This window comes from Paraperlucidibaca baekdonensis (genome assembly GCF_003387535.1).
Lineage (GTDB): Bacteria > Pseudomonadota > Gammaproteobacteria > Pseudomonadales > Moraxellaceae > Perlucidibaca > Perlucidibaca baekdonensis.
Genome location: NZ_QUNR01000002.1, coordinates 412565 through 425547 on the forward strand (window position 1 = coordinate 412565; position 12983 = coordinate 425547).

General features: G+C 58.0%; 10 protein-coding genes. 6 read left to right on the forward strand and 4 right to left on the reverse strand.

Annotated features, from left to right (window positions below):
• The first annotated feature begins 3 nt into the window (after positions 1 to 3).
• A complete protein-coding gene (locus DFR26_RS05990; protein WP_116208046.1) occupies positions 4 to 2094 on the forward strand; it encodes a pilus assembly protein TadG-related protein in 2091 nt (696 codons plus the stop codon).
• Between the two features lie 4 nt (positions 2095 to 2098).
• On the opposite strand, the gene DFR26_RS05995 is transcribed toward DFR26_RS05990, so the two are convergent.
• Positions 2099 to 2557 carry a TadE/TadG family type IV pilus assembly protein gene (locus DFR26_RS05995; RefSeq protein ID WP_116208047.1) on the reverse strand — a complete coding sequence of 153 codons (459 nt, stop codon included), beginning with the start codon at positions 2555 to 2557 and terminating at the stop codon, positions 2099 to 2101.
• Positions 2557 to 3045 carry a TadE/TadG family type IV pilus assembly protein gene (locus DFR26_RS06000; RefSeq protein ID WP_116208048.1) on the reverse strand — a complete coding sequence of 163 codons (489 nt, stop codon included), beginning with the start codon at positions 3043 to 3045 and terminating at the stop codon, positions 2557 to 2559. The genes DFR26_RS05995 and DFR26_RS06000 overlap by 1 nt, the downstream gene beginning before the upstream one ends.
• 102 nt (positions 3046 to 3147) lie before the next feature.
• Between DFR26_RS06000 and DFR26_RS06005 the strand changes: the two genes are divergently transcribed.
• A complete protein-coding gene (locus DFR26_RS06005) occupies positions 3148 to 3636 on the forward strand; it encodes a prepilin peptidase (RefSeq protein WP_181898997.1) in 489 nt (162 codons plus the stop codon).
• 6 nt (positions 3637 to 3642) lie between these two features.
• Here DFR26_RS06005 and mfd read toward each other — a convergent pair whose 3' ends face one another.
• Entirely contained in the window at positions 3643 to 7119 is a 3477-nt protein-coding gene (gene mfd, locus DFR26_RS06010; RefSeq protein WP_116208050.1) for a transcription-repair coupling factor, read from the reverse strand.
• Between the two features lie 171 nt (positions 7120 to 7290).
• On the opposite strand from mfd, the gene DFR26_RS06015 reads away from it, so the two are divergent.
• From DFR26_RS06015 to DFR26_RS06025, 3 genes are read left to right on the forward strand one after another with little or no spacing between them, the layout of a single operon-like run.
• Positions 7291 to 9384: a TonB-dependent receptor family protein gene (locus DFR26_RS06015; RefSeq protein WP_116208051.1), complete on the forward strand. Its 2094-nt coding sequence runs from the start codon at positions 7291 to 7293 to the stop codon at positions 9382 to 9384.
• Between the two features lie 11 nt (positions 9385 to 9395).
• The gene (locus DFR26_RS06020) at positions 9396 to 10829 is read left to right on the forward strand and encodes a hypothetical protein (protein ID WP_181898998.1); all 1434 of its coding nucleotides are present in this window, start codon (positions 9396 to 9398) and stop codon (positions 10827 to 10829) included.
• Positions 10830 to 10860: 31 nt separating this feature from the next.
• The gene (locus DFR26_RS06025; RefSeq protein ID WP_116208053.1) at positions 10861 to 11640 is read left to right on the forward strand and encodes an SDR family oxidoreductase; all 780 of its coding nucleotides are present in this window, start codon (positions 10861 to 10863) and stop codon (positions 11638 to 11640) included.
• Here DFR26_RS06025 and DFR26_RS06030 read toward each other — a convergent pair.
• Positions 11637 to 12173 (reverse strand): isochorismatase family protein, encoded by a 537-nt coding sequence (locus tag DFR26_RS06030; protein ID WP_116208054.1) that lies wholly within the window; start codon positions 12171 to 12173, stop codon positions 11637 to 11639. The genes DFR26_RS06025 and DFR26_RS06030 overlap by 4 nt on opposite strands.
• A gap of 99 nt (positions 12174 to 12272) precedes the next feature.
• Here DFR26_RS06030 and DFR26_RS06035 point away from each other — a divergent pair, with 99 nt between their 5' ends.
• Positions 12273 to 12941, forward strand: coding sequence for a DUF599 domain-containing protein (locus tag DFR26_RS06035; RefSeq protein ID WP_220375718.1), 669 nt, complete (start codon positions 12273 to 12275; stop codon positions 12939 to 12941).
• Positions 12942 to 12983: the final 42 nt, after the last annotated feature.

Sequence of the window (12983 nt, forward strand, 5' to 3'; positions counted from 1 at the left end):
GCCATGACCGTCACACACCTGCTACCGCGCGCGCTTGCCCCGAGCAGGCGCGAGCGTGGGGCGGTGTTGATTATGACGGTCGGCTTTATGTTGCTAGCGGTGCTGTGCTTGGCTCTGGTTATCGATACTGGCCGGCTATTTCTCGAGAAGCGTGACCTACAACGCATTGCCGATATCTCTGCCATTGAGGCGGCTTCGCGGAAAAGCTGCTTTTTGGAAGTGCGCAATGGCATAGAAAAAAAATGGCGCCAAGAAGATGCTCAAGCCGCCGCTAACCGTAATGGCTTCGACGGCACGCTGGCGGCCAGTTGCGGCACCTTGGTTGGCGGTGATGTGCGTGGTTTTTCCCTCAATGAAGCTGATGGCAGCGCGGTTCGTGTGGTCGTGTCTCGCTCGGTGCCAGCGAGTTTAATTGTGGGCGGCTTGTTTACAGATGCCGTGGATTTAACGGCAGTGGCGGTGGCGACCAAAGGCGGCAACCCCTTGGCTGGGCTAACCATTCGCAGCACAACCGTGAATGTGAATACGGATGACAGTCGCCTGCTTAATGCCGTGCTTGGCGGCTTGCTAGGCACCAGCCTGAATGTCAGTGCCCTCGGTTATAACGCGCTCATTGAGTCGAAAGTCAATACGCTAACGCTCATCGATGCACTCGCGACTGAGCTCAACATCACCGCGGGAGGCACGGAAGAGGTGTTGTCTACGCAGCTCACCGTGGGTCAGTTATTGACGGCGGTGATTGGCGCGGTGGGCAGTGTGGGCAGTGATTTATTTGCCGGCACGATTCCCAATATTTCCAATGTGTTATCAGCACTTAATATTTTTGCACTGACCACAAACTCGACGCTAATCACGCTCGGCGATCTGCTCAGCGTGCAGACCACGACCGAACAAGCTGCGGCAAATATTGAGACGAGTTTGTTTGATTTGGTGCAAGGCAGTGTTCAGCTTGCTAGCCAAGGCTCGGTGGCTAATATCAATTTGCCGGTCAATGCCTTTGGCCTGGCCCAAGCCGGCATCCGAGTGAAAGTGATTGAGCCGGCCCAGCTTTCGGCCATTGGTGACCCCACCGAGATCAACCCGCTGCTAGGCGCCAATGACCCGAATGCTATTTTTGTGCGCACCGCGCAGATTCGCACGCTTATTAATCTAGACCTCGGCGGTGTGGTCAATGTCACCAGTGGCTTGCTCGGCGCCGTGAGTGGTGCGATTTCGCCATTGGTAAATTTCTTAAACACGAATATTTCTGGGCTCGGTTTGATTACCGGGTTAGGTAATTTATTGTCGGATGTATTCAGCCTCGTGCTGACCATCTGCAACAATAATTGCGCGCCGCAAAATGTCCTCGACGCCCGTGGAGGTGCTATCCAAATCGGTTTAGATGTGGGTGGTGCGAAGGCCTATGTGAGTGACTATAACTGCGGTTCAGCGAAAGCCATTGCGGCACAGGCCAGTACCGAAATCGGTCATTTATATATTGGCAAAATCGACGAAGGAGATTTGTTTTCTGCTGTTAAAAATCCCGTGGTTGATGTCGCGCCAGCGCCATTGCTGGAGCTTGGCTTCAAAAAAGTCAGACCGAAGCGTTGCTTTAAGATTCTATTTTTAGGTCAATGCGAGGACTTGCAGTGGCAGCAGCCCAACGGCAGCTGGCTGACCGAGACCAGTAGCAATAACGCGAAAAAAACCGCGCAACTAACCGTTGTTGCGGGTTTAGGCGTGAAGTCCGATTTGCCCATTGGCAATACCAGTAAGCTGTTGAGCTATGTGGAGCCGCCGGATTTGGGTGAGACGCCAGCCTATCAGGGAATATCTGGTGAGGATTTTGTTGGCAGCTTGAGCAATACCTTAAGCAGCTTAGAGGTGAAGGCCTACAGCAACTTTGCAGGCTTACTCGGTGGCCTGCTCAACACCTCATTTGGTCTGCTTAATGGGCTAATTTCGGCGCTCGATCCGGTGTTAGCGACGCTCGGCTCCGTACTCGATCCTTTGGTCAACACCTTACTCAATAGCTTAGGCGCTAACGTGGCGCAGGCCGATGTTGGCGCCAATCTGACGTGTAATTCCAGTGAAGGCGTGCGCTTGGTCAACTAGCGGGTTATTGCAACAAAATAGCGGAAGTTGAACCCAGCGTGGCGGGCAATTTTGGAATGGTACCGAAGCCGGGAAAACCGAGGATAGGTTTCAGCGGGGCGTTATCGGCGTAGTTCATGGTCAACACCACTTCGAGCAAGCAGCTTGTCGCGTCGCCATTGTTGTCGAGCGGGCAGTTGGCATCGGTTTTGATGGTGGTTTGATCGGCGCTCAGGGAGTTCAGCCAGCTCGTTGGCAGCCAGTCCATCGCGCCGAGAGCCGCTTGCTTTGCTTGTGAGACACGCAAACTTGGGCTGATGGTCATGGCCGCGACTTGCGCACCTTCGGCCGTGGCGCGATGCATGGCTTGTTGCACGAGCAGCGGCACCACGTAGCACACCATCGACCAAAACACCGCCCAAATCACCGTAAACACCAGCGCGAATTCGAGCACGGCGACGCCACGTTGATGGCGGGAAGTCATTATCTTCTCCCCAAATGCACAGTGGCGGTGGCGTCGAAAGCGCCAAGCTTAGGTATGCTCACACCAAATAAATTCAGTGCTGGCACAATGCAGCTCGCTTGCGCGGTTGTGCTGCAGCCAGGGTAGGTGAGGGTGACGTTGAGCGTGCGATAACTAATGCCGTCATTGAGGCTGTCGCTGATGGTGCTCGGGTCAGCATTGGCGTTGTTGATGATTGCTTGAAAGCGCGTGGGAAGCACGGCTAAAGGCTCGGCTTTGATGTAGTTATTGATCAGCGTTTCAATGGCGCTATCGTTGAGCGACGGGTCGATGCGCAGCGCATAACGTGCCGACTCGGAGACTGCCTGACTCATGACTTGGTACAAGAAAAAAGGCATGGCGTAACTCACAATGGCCCAAAATATGCCAAACAGCAGCGCGAACACGAAGGAGAATTCGATGGCAGTGGTGCCGCGTTCGCGCGCGTGAGTGTGTCGGCGTAGAGTCATTAAACGTATGGCCTGTGTTGGGCGTGTTGCAAGGCTGTCACTATAGCGCGTGTTTGTTTAAGGCGCAGTATCGATGTGGTAATCAGCCCAATGGAGGCCGGCATGTTAATGATTTTTCTCTGGTTAGCAGCCTGTGCATGGGTCGATGCGCGTGAGCAGCGCGTGCCCAATGCCTTGACCTTGCCACTGATCGGTTTGGCGCTGCTGCAGTTGGCGGTGTATCAGCTCACACTCAGCGGCGCGCCGGCGAGCGCGGGCTTTATCGCCGCCGGCCTAGCGCTGGCACTGACCTTGCCGGGCTTTGTCTTAGGGCGCTTGGGCGGTGGTGATGTGAAGTTGCTAGTGGCCTTGGGGTTGGGCTCCGCACCGGGTGTGGTGCTCGGCAGTTTTGTGTATGGCAGCGTGGCGTTGGCTCTCTGGGCTATGGCGCGGGCAGTTGTTGTGTCCGCTCCATCGCCCACCGCTAGGCCGGCATCCGAACAGGCATCTGTACCCGCCGCGGAGATGGCGTTTGCGCCAAGCTTATTGATCGGTGCGCTGATTAATAGCGTCTGGCCATTACAGGCCGGTATTAGCGCGCTGTTGTCTTAGCGCTGCTTATTGCGTCAGCGCATCGAGCAGGCCATTGACCGCGCGTAAGCGGCTGGCGCCATCGCTCATGGCCTCGCTAAAGCGCAGCTTATCGCCGCCTTCCAATTTGTATTTTTTCGGCTGCTGTTGAATCAGCGTAATCAAACGGCGCGGATCGATGCTGGTCTCCGGCGCAAAATCGATGCGCCCGCTGCTCGGGCCTGCGTCTATTTTGCGGATGCCTGAGGCATTGGCACGCAGGCGCAGCGCGCTCACCGCAAAAAGATTTTTCACCGGCTCGGGCAGTAGGCCAAAGCGATCAATCATCTCGACTTGTAGCTCATCGAGGGCGTCTGCGCTGTCGGCACTGCTGATGCGCTTATACATCAGCAGGCGGTTGTGGACATCGGGCAAATAGTCATCGGGAATCAAGGCCGAGATGCGCAAATTGATGTCGGCGGCGAGCTCAAAGGGCTGATCGAGATTCGGCGTATGGCCGCTGCGGATGGCCTTTACCGCGCGCTCAAGCATCTCCATATAGAGCGTGAAACCAACGCTGTGGATGTCACCACTTTGACCCTCACCTAAGAGCTCGCCAGCCCCGCGGATTTCTAAATCATGTGATGCGAGCGCGAAGCCGGCGCCCAAATCGCCGGCGGCGGCAATGGCCTCTAAGCGTTTTTCGGCATCGCCGGTAAGCGATTTCTGCGGCGGCGTGAGTAAGTAGGCATAGGCCTGATGGTGTGAGCGGCCAACCCGACCCCGCAGCTGATGGAGCTGGGCGAGGCCAAGCTTATCGGCACGATCCATGATGATGGTGTTGGCGCTCGGCACATCGATGCCGGTCTCAATAATCGTTGAGCACACCAAGATATTAAATTGCTTGTGATAGAACTGGCTCATGACCTGCTCAAGCTCGCGCTCGCGCATCTGTCCATGCGCCACACCGATTCGCGCCTCCGGCACCAGCGCGCGCAATGAGTCGGCGGTTTTCTCGATACTCTCGACTTCATTGTGCAAGTAATAGCACTGACCACCGCGCAGCAATTCGCGCAAGATGGCCTCTTTAATGACCGCCTCATTGCTCTCACGGACAAAGGTTTTCACCGCCAGTCGGCGCGCTGGCGGCGTGGCGATAATCGACAAGTCGCGCAGACCTGAGAAGGCCATATTGAGCGTGCGCGGGATCGGCGTGGCGGTCAGCGTGAGCAAGTCGACTTCGGCGCGGCGCTGTTTCAGCGCCTCTTTGTGGCGCACACCAAAGCGGTGTTCTTCATCGACAATGATTAGGCCGAGCTGCTTAAAGTGCATATCCGGCTGCAAGAGTTTGTGGGTGCCAACAACAATGTCGACTAGGCCGGCTTCGCAATCGGCCATGGTGGCTTTTTGCTCTTTTGCCGACTGAAAGCGCGACAGACCTTCTATGCGAATGGGCCAGTCGGCAAAGCGATCGCGGAAATTTTCCACATGCTGTTGCGCGAGTAGGGTGGTCGGCACCAAGACCGCGACTTGCTTGCCCGCTTGCACCGCGACAAAGGCGGCGCGCATGGCGACTTCGGTTTTGCCAAAGCCAACATCGCCGCAGACCAGGCGATCCATGGGCCGTGGCGAGCGCATATCGGCGAGCGTGCTGAGAATGGCCGCGGCCTGGTCGGCGGTTTCTTCGAATAAAAAGCCATCAGCGAAGCGGCGATACTCAAGCTCATCGAAGCCACAGCTAAAGCCTTGGCGGGCCGCGCGGCGAGCATAGAGATTGAGCAACTCGGCGGCAGTATCGCGGACTTGCTCGGCGGCTTTGCGGCGCGCCTTGGTCCATTGCTCGGTACCGAGGCGGTGTAATGGCGCCATGGCATCATCGGCGCCGGCATAGCGCGAGATGACTTGCAGCTGCGAGACCGGCACATAAAGCTTGGCGGAGTCGGCGTATTCGAGCAGCAAAAACTCCTGCACGGTGCCATCCATATCGAGCGTGACCAGACCTTGATAGCGGCCCACGCCGTGGTCGTTGTGCACCACCGGTGCGCCGGTTTGCAATTCGCTGAGCGAGCGGATGGCCATTTCCGCTTGACCATCGGCGGAGGTGGCTTTGCGACGGCGCCGTTGCGCCACGCGCTGGCCAAACAATTGCGACTCGGCAACCAGCGCAAATTGCTCGCTGAGTATGCCTTGCTCAAGTGCGCCAACGGTGAGGCAAACACGCGCATCACTGAGTAAAAAATCAGCCCAGCTCGCCACCGGTTCGGGGTTCAGATCATGGCGCGCAAACAGCTCGCTGAGGCTCTCGCGGCGGCCCGCGGTTTCCGCACATATCAAGACGCGCGGCGTATCGGTGGCGCTCAGGTAGCGTTTGAGCTCGGCTAATGGCTGCTCGGCTTTGCTGTCGATGGGCAGCAGAGGCGCTGGCAAAAAGCGCAGTTGATGTTGGCCGGCTCGGGCCTCGTCGACCAGATCATCGGCCGCTAAGGTGATGCGTGGATAGGCGCTGAGCGCACCAAACCAGTCATTGTCGGCGAGAAAAAGCCGCTCGGGTGGCAGCAATGGCCGGCTTAAATCGCCGCGGTATTGTTCGTAGCGATTGCTGACCTCGAGGCGAAATTGGCCGAGCTGCTCATGGGCATTGGCCTCCATGACCATCAAGGTGGTGCTCGGCAGGTAATCAAAAATGCTGCCGCACTGCTCAAAAAACAGCGGCAGATAATACTCAATGCCATTGCCGGCGATGCGGTTGATGACGTCGGTATAGAGGCTGCAGCGCTTCGGGTCGCCGCTGAAGGTGTCGGCCCATTGATCACGAAAACGGCGAATGCCGGCCTTGTCGAGCGGGAACTCGTGGGCGGGCATCAGCGTGAGCTGGTCAATGGCCTCCACCGTGCGCTGCGTTTCGCCATCAAACAGGCGCAATGTCTCAATTTCATCGTCAAATAGCTCGATGCGCACCGGATGCTCAGCACCCATGGGGTAGAGGTCAATGAGGCTACCGCGTACGGCAAATTCGCCATGCTCATAGACCGTATCAACGAGTCGGTAACCGGCGGCATCGAGCTGCGTGCGCGTGTTATCGAGCGTGAGTTTTTGACCAATGCGCAGGCTCACAGCCTGACCGAGCAGCCAGTCTTTCGGTGCTAGCCGGTGTGCAGATGTGCTGGCGGAAATAACCAACACGCCGCGCGTGAGCTTGCCCAGCGTGGAGAGCACCTGCAAGCGCTGCGAAATAATGTCTTGATGCGGCGAGAACTGGTCGTAAGGCAGGGTTTCCCAATCTGGGAAATGCGCGATCGGCCAGCTCGTGGCATCGGGCAGAAAAAACCGCAGCTCGTCTTCTAGGCGCGCGGCGGTTTGGCTGTTATGGGTGATGACCACGACCAGACCCGGATGAGTTTGCACAATCTCGGCAATGCTTAGCGCCTGCGCGCCACCGCGAATGCCGGCCCAGTGGCGTTTATCATCGGCGCGAATGGGCAGGGCGGGAAGGTTGAGCACAGCGGTCGATAGTGCAACGGTCATAACACAAGCATTCCAAATTTCAGCGCCGCGATGAGGTGCGGACAGTCAGCCAATCAGTAGTCCCGCGAATGGGCGGTTCGCCCGGCAGATACGCGTGGGGGTGCGACACTATGTCGCAGTTCGGCGAGCAAAGACTCACCTACAATCGCCGCATCTTAACGGAGATTAACGATGCGTCCGATAAAACAACTAGAAAACCGATTCACGCGATGCCCGCTGGCGCTTGCCATGCTCTGTCTGAGTGCGCCGGTCGCTGCCGAGCATGTCATGCCTGAGCTGATGATTAGTGCCGATGCCCAAGCCTCAGTCTTTTCGGTGAGCCCGGCGCGCGCTTTAACTGAGCTACAAAAAACGCCCGGTGGCGTCACCGTGGTCGATGCCCAAGATTATTTGACCGGCCGTGCTGGCACCATGGAAGACACGCTGAAACTCGCGCCAGGTGTGTTTATTGCCTCGCGTTTTGGCTCTGATGAGGCGCGTATCAGCATTCGCGGCTCTGGCTTGCAGCGCACTTTCCACGGCCGTGGTCTGCTGCTGTTGCAAGATGGCGTGCCGATCAATCTCGCCGATGGTGGCTTTGATATGCAGGCCATTGAGCCGCAAGCCACGCGTTATATCGAAGTTGAGCGCGGCGCCAATGCCCTGCGCTTTGGCGGCAGCACGCTCGGCGGCGCCATCAATTACATCAGCGAGACCGGTCGTAGTGCGCCGGCGCTGTCATTACGCGCCGAGGCCGGTTCGTTTGATTATCAGCGCTATAACCTCAGTGTTGGTGCTGCAAAGGGCGCGCTCGATGGCTTTGCCTCACTAAACTTCCAAGAGCAAGACGGCTTTCGTGATCATGCCAATCAGCGCAACACGCGCTTTGTCGGCAATGTCGGCGTGCAACTGAGCCCGCAACTGGAAAATCGCACCTATGTGACGGTGGTTGATACCGACTCGGAGCTGCCGGGCAATTTGACTTACGCCGCCCTCAAAGCCAATCCGCGTCAAGCCGAGGCTGGCAGTCTTAATCGCGATGCCAAGCGCGACTTTCAGCTCTATCGCCTCGCTAACCGTACCGCGTTGACGCATGCCGATGGCGGCGTGACTGAGTTCACCGCGTTTGCCGCGAAAAAGATGTTGTTTCATCCGTTAAGCTTTGCGCGCCTTGTGCAAAATAGTCGCGATGGCGGCATCGGCCTGCGCCACACACAACCCACGCAATGGCTTGGTGCTCAGCAAGAGCACACCGTCGGTGTGAACTGGCGGCGCGGTCTTACTGTCGATGAGCAGTGCAGCTATGTCATCACGCCAGCAGGTCCTGGCGGCACACCGCCGGCAGTCTCAGCGCCTGCCGGCACCCATCCCTGCGCCACACTGACGAAGTCCAACAAACTCACGGCCCATAACCTCGAAGCCTATGCGCAGACGCGCTGGAGCCTCACGCCGAAAACCGATCTCACACTAGGCGGTCAATGGACCGATGCGCAGCGCAAAGTCGCGCCCGGTGATGTGCCGGCACCACCACGCTACGATCAGGATTATCAGCGTTTCTCGCCCAAGCTTGGCGTGCTCCATCACCTCACTGCAGAAATTGACTTATATGCCAATCTCAGCGGTAGTTTTGAGCCACCAAGCTTTTCCGAGACCTTCAACAATCTGCCCTTAAAAGCCCAACGCGCGATGACCACTGAAGTCGGTGCGCGCGGTCATGTGCAAGTAGCCAATGCTAAACTCGGCTGGGATGCCTCAGTCTATCGCGCCAAGATTCGCAACGAGTTGCTAGCCTTAGACGTCGGCAATAATCGCTCCGCCACCATTAACGCTGGCGAGACGCTGCACCAAGGCATCGAGCTGGGCTTAAGTGCACGAGCGAATGCTTGGCGCGCGCAGGCCAGCTATCTCTACAACGATTTCCGCTTTGTCCGCGATGCCAGCGTTGGCAATAACCGCATTGCCGGTGTGCCCGATCACGTATTGAATGCCGAAGCCGCGGTAAAACTCCCCGGCGATGTCTGGTTTGGCCCCACGTTGCAGTCGGCTTCGCGTGCCTGGGTCGATCACAGCAATACCCTGGCGGCACCGGGCTATAGCGTCTTTGGCCTCAAGCTCAACCAATCCTTGAGCAATGGTGTGGCGTGGTTTGTCGAGGGCCGTAACCTCGGTGATAAGCGCTACGCCAACACCACCGGCGTGATTTTTGATGCCAATGGCGCGGATGCTGCGCAATTTAGCCCCGGCGATGGCCGTGCGGTGTATGTTGGCGTGAGCAAGGCTTACTAATGGCGGCGCTCATGCGCTGGCATCGCTTGTTGGCGCTGTTGGTGGTTGTGCCATTGATGGCCTGGTCGCTGACCGGGCTATTGCACCCGATCATGGCGCGCTGGCAGCCCTCAGCGGCGGCCATGATGCCACCGAGCGAGATCATCTCAACGGTAAGCTGGCAGGGCGTGCCGGCTCCAGCGCAGGTCTTGCCTGCCGCACTGGCCTTGCACGAGCTGCGGCCACTGACTTGGCAGGGTGAGGCCTATTGGGCCGCGCTCACCGCCGATGACCAACGCCGCTATTTCCGTGCCCGTGATGGCCAGCCCAGTGCCATCGAGCCAACGCTGATGACGGCCTTAGCACGGCACTTCACAGGCATCAGTTCGGGCGAGCCAAGGCTTACGCTGGTCAACACATTTAGCGATGAATACCCGTTTGTGAATCGCTACCTGCCGGTCTGGCGCGTGGCGTTTTCGGGTCACGATACGGTGGCGTTTATCGAGCCCCGTGGTCTGCGCTTGGCGGCATTGAGCGACTCCTGGAAAACGTGTTTTAGTGGGCTATTTTCGCAGCTGCACAACTGGCGATTTTGGCCGCATGAGCCCTCGCGAGATATCGCGATGGCGCTGGTGTTGAGTGTGGGCTTGATGGTCGTGCTCACTGGTCTTGTGCGCCTACTGCGTGGCTCATTGCCCGCGCGTCGTCTGCATGCCATGCCAACCTCGCGGCGCTGGCATCGTCGACTCGCTTGGCTTGTCGCGCTTGGTGCTATTGCCTCCATGAGCAGTGGCGTTTTCCATGTCCTAGCGATCAATAAGTCTCAGCCGGGCTTTACCGCGCAACCTGCCCGAGTGGCTTTTAGCGCCGCACAAGTGCGCACCGTGCCGCCAGCGTTGGGCCTGATCGGCGAGCGCAGGCTAGTGGTTGCCAGCAACGATGGGCCACTGTGGTTAAGCTATGCCAAATTGCCTGCCGTAGCAGTAGCCTCGACTGTCGCCGCCGAGCATGCCGAGCACGCTAGTGGTCATGCCAAGGCCGAGTTATTGATGCAGGTGCAGCGCGCCGATACCGCACAAGCGTTAACACTGGAGCGCTATCTCGGCGAACTGGCCGCCGATGTGTTGGCGCAATACCCCGGTGCGCGCATCATCAGTACACAGGCGATTACGCGCTTTATGCCGGAGTATGGCTTTGTGCAAAAGCGCTTGCCGGTCTACCAATTGAGCCTCGATACACCTGATCACACGACGATTTATATTGACCCCATCGATGCCGTGGTGAGCTCGGTGGTCAACGATTTATCGCGTGCCGAGGGCTTCAGCTTTGCCTATTTGCACAAAGCCACGTGGCTGGATTTTTTAGGTAAAGGCACGCGGGATGCGGTATTGGGATTGCAGGCGCTAGGCGTTTTGGTCATGGCCTGTCTTGGGCTCTGGCTAGCGAGACGCCGGCGCATGAGCTAAAATTATTGCCTCTAAGGATGAGATTGCTGCCATGACTTCAGCTGTGTTTATTACGGGTGCCGCTGCCGGCATTGGTCGCGCTGTGGCGCTTGAGTTTGCCCATCAGGGTTGGTTTGTTGGTGCTGGCGATCTCGATGAAGTGGGCTTGGCCTCGCTAAAAGCCGAGATTGGCGAGGCGCGCTGCTTCACCACAGCACTCAATGTCACTGATGCCAAACAGTGGAATAAGGCCTTGGCCGCATTCACTAAAGTCTCCGGCGGCCGCCTCGATGTATTGGTCAATAACGCCGGTATTCTGAGCGCCGGTGCATTCCATGAGATCCCCTTGACGCGCCACCAGCAGATCATCGACATCAACGTCAATGGCGTGTTGGCGGGCTGCCACGCGGCCTATCCTTATTTGGTGAAAACGCCAAAGTCCGTGGTCATTAACATGGCCTCGGCTTCGGCGATTTATGGCCAGCCCGGCTTGGCGAGCTACTCGACCAGCAAATTTGCTGTGCGTGGATTGACTGAAGCACTCGACAGCGAATGGGCGGTGCAAGGCATTCGCGTGAAAAGCATTTGGCCGCTATTTGTGCAAACCAATATGGTCACCGGCTTAGGCAATATGCCGAGCGTGAAGTCATTGGGCATTAAGCTCAATTCCGATGATGTCGCGCGCGCCGTCTGGTATGCCGCCAATGATCGTGGCGCAACCAGCCCCGTGCATTACCCCGTGGGTTTGCAAACCAAGGTGCTGAGTTTGGCGGTGAAGTTATCGCCAGCGTGGATGAGTCGCTGGATCAATCAGCGCATGACCAGCGACTAAACGCTTTTGACCAAGGCCTGGAACGCGCGAAAGCGCGGGTCTAGGCTATCGTGAATCCATTCAAAGCCAGCCATTTCTACGCTAATGATGCGCGCGCCGGCATCCCGCAAGCGCGCCATGGCCGCGGCTTTATCGCTGGCGTGGCGTGAGCCACAAGCCTCAGCCACCACCCAGACCTCGCGCCCGCTCATCAGCACGCCGAGTGCCGTTTGTAGCAGGCAGACATGCGCCTCGCAGCCAAACATCACCACCTGTGTGGCGCCGGCGGGTAGGGCATCGAGTAGGCCTGCGTGACAGGCATCGAAATGAACTTTCTCAATTTCGCCGGTCACCAGTGCGCGCACGGTGGCATCGGTCGGGCCGAGTTTTTCGGGACGATGCACGGTGCTCAAGCGTGGCACATCGAGCAGTTCGGCCATGCGCAGTAAGCGCTGCGCCTGTGCTAAAACCGCGGCGCCATCATAGATGGCCGGCACGAGGCGACCCTGCAAATCAACAGCCACCACCACACTGGTTTTTGCGCTCAGTAACATCGCCATCACCTCCACTACGAATGCAACTCAGGCTACACTCGATGCATCATTTTCGGCTAGTACGACTTCTGGCTAGCCCCGCATGCAGGAGAGTCGTTCATGTCGTTAGCCATGTTGGAAGCGCTGAGCTGGTTGGCCGTGGCGGCAACGATTGCCTTACTCACGCTCTATGAGTTTCGTTTTGCCATTCGCTCGCGCCGACCCACGGAGCGCGTGGCGCGCCAAGCCCACGAAACATTACGCGAGGAATGGTTCGCGACCGTCAGCACCACACCAGGCACCGAAGTCTTAGCCGTGCAAACCCTGCGCAACTCCTTAATGTCCGCCAGTGTCACGGCTTCCACCGCAGTGCTCGGCCTGATGGGCGCGGTGACGCTATCGGCGCCGTTATTTCGCGAGAGCCTCATGGACGGCAGCATGCCATTGTTCACGCCGCGCTTAGCGTTGGAGCTGGTGCTCTTGGTGCTGCTCTTGTCATCGCTGATTTCCTCGGCCATGGCGGTGCGCTATTACACGCATGCTGGCTTTATTGGCGCCATGCCCGTGGGTTCGGCCTCGCGTGAGCGCTGGTCGGCCACGGGTGGTTTGTATGTGCGCCGCGCTGGCGTGCTGTATGGCCGTGGCCTGCGCAATTTGATTTTGCTATCGCCCGTGCTCACCGGCATTGTTTATCCGCTCGCCGGACCGGTCGCGGCCTTGCTGGTGGTGCGCGGCTTGCAACGCTTTGATCGCTTCAGCAAACAAACGCGCAATAAGCATCACCCGTAAAGCAAAACGCCGCCCAGATGAGGCGGCGTTTTTGTATCTAGC